Genomic DNA, 2,681 nt, shown 5'->3' with positions numbered 1-2,681 from the left:
GCGTTGAACGCCTTGCAGAACTCCATGATGTTCAGGCCACGCTGACCCAGCGCGGGACCCACCGGCGGCGAAGGATTTGCCTTGCCGGCCGGAATTTGCAGCTTGATGAAGCCGACAATTTTCTTGGCCATGTTTTCTCCAATCCAGTGACACCGCGGCCTGCGACATCACCTGAGTGCTAGCGCATCGGACTTGGGGACAGGCCCCTTACCTTTGCTCCTCTTGCCTGCCTCTCGTTGCAGACTGGTCACGGGCCGACGTTGGGGACGTCGGCCAAACCCGCGATTCTAGCCAGGAACTGCTGTTGTCGGGGCTCGCGCCCCGCAACCACAGGCCCCGAAGGCCGGAACCGTTAAACCTTCTCGACCTGGGCGAAGTCCAGTTCCACCGGCGTGGCACGACCGAAGATCGTGACCGACACCCGCACCTTGGACTTGTCGTAGTTGACTTCCTCGACCGAGCCGTTGAAGTCGGTGAAGGGGCCTTCCTTCACGCGCACGATCTCGCCGACCGTCCACTCGACCTTCGGGCGCGGCTTCTCCACGCCTTCCTGCATCTGGTTGACGATCTTCATGACCTCGGCCTCGGAGATCGGGGCCGGGCGGTTCTTGGCGCCACCGACGAAACCCGTCACCTTGGACGTGTGCTTCACCAGGTGCCAGGAGTCGTCATCCATCACCATCTCGACCAGCACGTAACCGGGGAAGAAGCGGCGCTCGGTCACGGCCTTCTTGCCATTCTTGAGCTCGACGACTTCTTCGGTCGGCACCAGGATGCGGCCGAACTTGTCCTGCATGCCGGCGCGGTCGATGCGCTCGCGCAGGTTGCGCTCGACGGCCTTCTCCATGCCCGAGTAGGCATGGACGACGTACCAGCGCTTGGGCAGACCCGCGGGGGCTTCGGACGTGACGACTTGTTCTTCAGACATCGAAATTCCTTGCGATCAGCGCTTCCAGCCCAGGATGAGGTCGTACAGCACCCATTCCAGCGTCTTGTCGGTCAGCCACAGGAACAGGGCCATCACGACGACGAAGGCAAACACATAGCCCGTCATCTGCGTGGCTTCCTTGCGGGTCGGCCACACGACCTTCTTGACCTCGCGAACCGAGTCGCGCCCGTAGGCGATCAGCGACTTGCCGTGCTCGGAGGTGAAGAACGCCGCCACACCGGCTGCCAGCAGCACGATCAACGAGGCCCACTGCATCAGCGGGCCCTTGCCGGCCAGACCGTAGTAAGCCGCCAGACCGCCGATCAACAGCAGCACCGCTGCTGCGAGCTTGGCCTTGTCGGCGCCGCTCGTCACCGTCTCGACTTGGGGAGGATTCGCCATCACTTCACTTTCACGCGCCGCTGCGAAGGCGGCTGTTCGGGCGCCACATCAGGCCGTAGCCATCAGCAGCAAGGCCCGCTGAGATCACTCTCGCGGGCCGATGCTTGTTGCCAGGGTACCAACCGTCGTGATCAGCGACTGCTGGCAGGGGCAGAGGGTCTCGAACCCCCAACCTTCGGTTTTGGAGACCGACGCTCTAGCCAATTGAGCTACACTCCTAAAAATAACATTTTGAAAAAAACATCTTCAAAATATAGCAATTGAGCATAAGACATAACATATACAATTTTTTTTAAACAATCAAATTAATTCGCTTAGACTTATACAATAACAAAAACCAAAAAAGAATTATGATGATATTTAAATGTAGCCTAAATCTTTCATTGATGCATATGAATTTCTACCTATTATAAAATGATCGTGCAAAACTAGTCCTAAGCTATCACAAGCTATGTATACTTGCTTTGTAACTTTCACATCAGATTCAGATGGTTCTGGATCACCGCTAGGATGATTATGCACCATAATCAATGATGTTGCCCCAAGATCTAAAGCCCTTTCTATAACTTCCCTTGGGTAAAACTTAACCTGATTTACCGTACCAACCTGATGAACCTCATCAATAATAAGCTTATTTTTTTGATTTAAAAATAGAAGCCTTAAATGCTCCCTTTTACTGTTAGACATTTTTAAGGAACAATAATCTATAACATCACTAAGACAATTTAGTATTGGCTTTTTTATAATTTTGTTACGCATCTGTCTTTGGTGAATTTCTTTTATCACCCTAAAAAAATGCACTACTTGATCACCAACTCCCTCTATTTCTTTTAGTAATTTATCTTCAGAAGCCAAGATAGATCCTATATCACCAAATCGCTTTATAAGACTTTTAGCAATAGTCTTTGTGTCTTTCCTTTTTATAACAAAAAATAGAATCAATTCTAATATCTCATAATCCTCAAGAGCTTTAGAACCAATTTTGACAAATCTGTCTTTTAATCTTTTTCTGTGACCAATATAATAATCTTTTTTGTTTTCCATAAAAAATTAAAAAGCTAAAATTTTTTCAATTATAATTTTAATACAGATTTAATTAACAAAACATTTATAATTTATTTTTTAATAAAATTATATTTATAAATTAATTTTTAATTTAAATAAAAAAATTCCAAAAAAATAAAACGGGCAAAATTATCAATCATTTTTTTGTTTTATTTTTTAAATATTTTTATGACATAATGCGTCCTATAGATTGGGTCAATATTTTTTAAAATAATCTAATGTCTAATTATTTTATAACTTTTGAGGGTACAGAAGGATCTGGCAAATCGACCCAAGCAAAAATGCT

At 47.3% G+C, this 2,681-nt stretch carries 3 protein-coding genes, 1 tRNA gene and 1 pseudogene; all 5 read right to left on the bottom strand.

Translation table 11 applies throughout. The features are described 5' to 3' along the window. A pseudogene (gene rplK, locus Q0072_RS15970) lies at positions 1-131 on the bottom strand (50S ribosomal protein L11); the annotation flags it as partial. A gap of 221 nt (positions 132-352) precedes the next feature. Beyond that, entirely contained in the window at positions 353-886 is a 534-nt protein-coding gene (gene nusG / locus Q0072_RS15965; RefSeq protein WP_366941833.1) for a transcription termination/antitermination protein NusG, read from the bottom strand. Positions 887-943: 57 nt separating this feature from the next. Then, the gene (secE, locus tag Q0072_RS15960) at positions 944-1,330 is read right to left on the bottom strand and encodes a preprotein translocase subunit SecE (RefSeq protein WP_298332114.1); all 387 of its coding nucleotides are present in this window, start codon (positions 1,328-1,330) and stop codon (positions 944-946) included. Positions 1,331-1,472: 142 nt separating this feature from the next. Then, a tRNA-Trp gene (locus Q0072_RS15955) sits at positions 1,473-1,549 on the bottom strand. A 141-nt stretch (positions 1,550-1,690) separates the two neighbouring features. Beyond that, positions 1,691-2,374 (bottom strand): DNA repair protein RadC, encoded by a 684-nt coding sequence (radC, locus tag Q0072_RS15950; protein ID WP_298332111.1) that lies wholly within the window; start codon positions 2,372-2,374, stop codon positions 1,691-1,693. Positions 2,375-2,681: the final 307 nt, after the last annotated feature.

It is taken from the genome of Asticcacaulis sp., assembly GCF_027484505.1.
Lineage (GTDB): Bacteria > Pseudomonadota > Alphaproteobacteria > Caulobacterales > Caulobacteraceae > Asticcacaulis.
The sequence above is the reverse complement of the archived record's forward strand: the minus strand, read 5'-3'. Positions and strand labels throughout refer to the sequence as shown.

Coding starts and splice junctions, on each gene's coding strand:
- secE (WP_298332114.1), bottom strand. CDS start 1,330: ATGGCGAATCCTCCCCAAGTCGAGACGGTGACGAGCGGCGCCGACAAG.
- radC (WP_298332111.1), bottom strand. CDS start 2,374: ATGGAAAACAAAAAAGATTATTATATTGGTCACAGAAAAAGATTAAAA.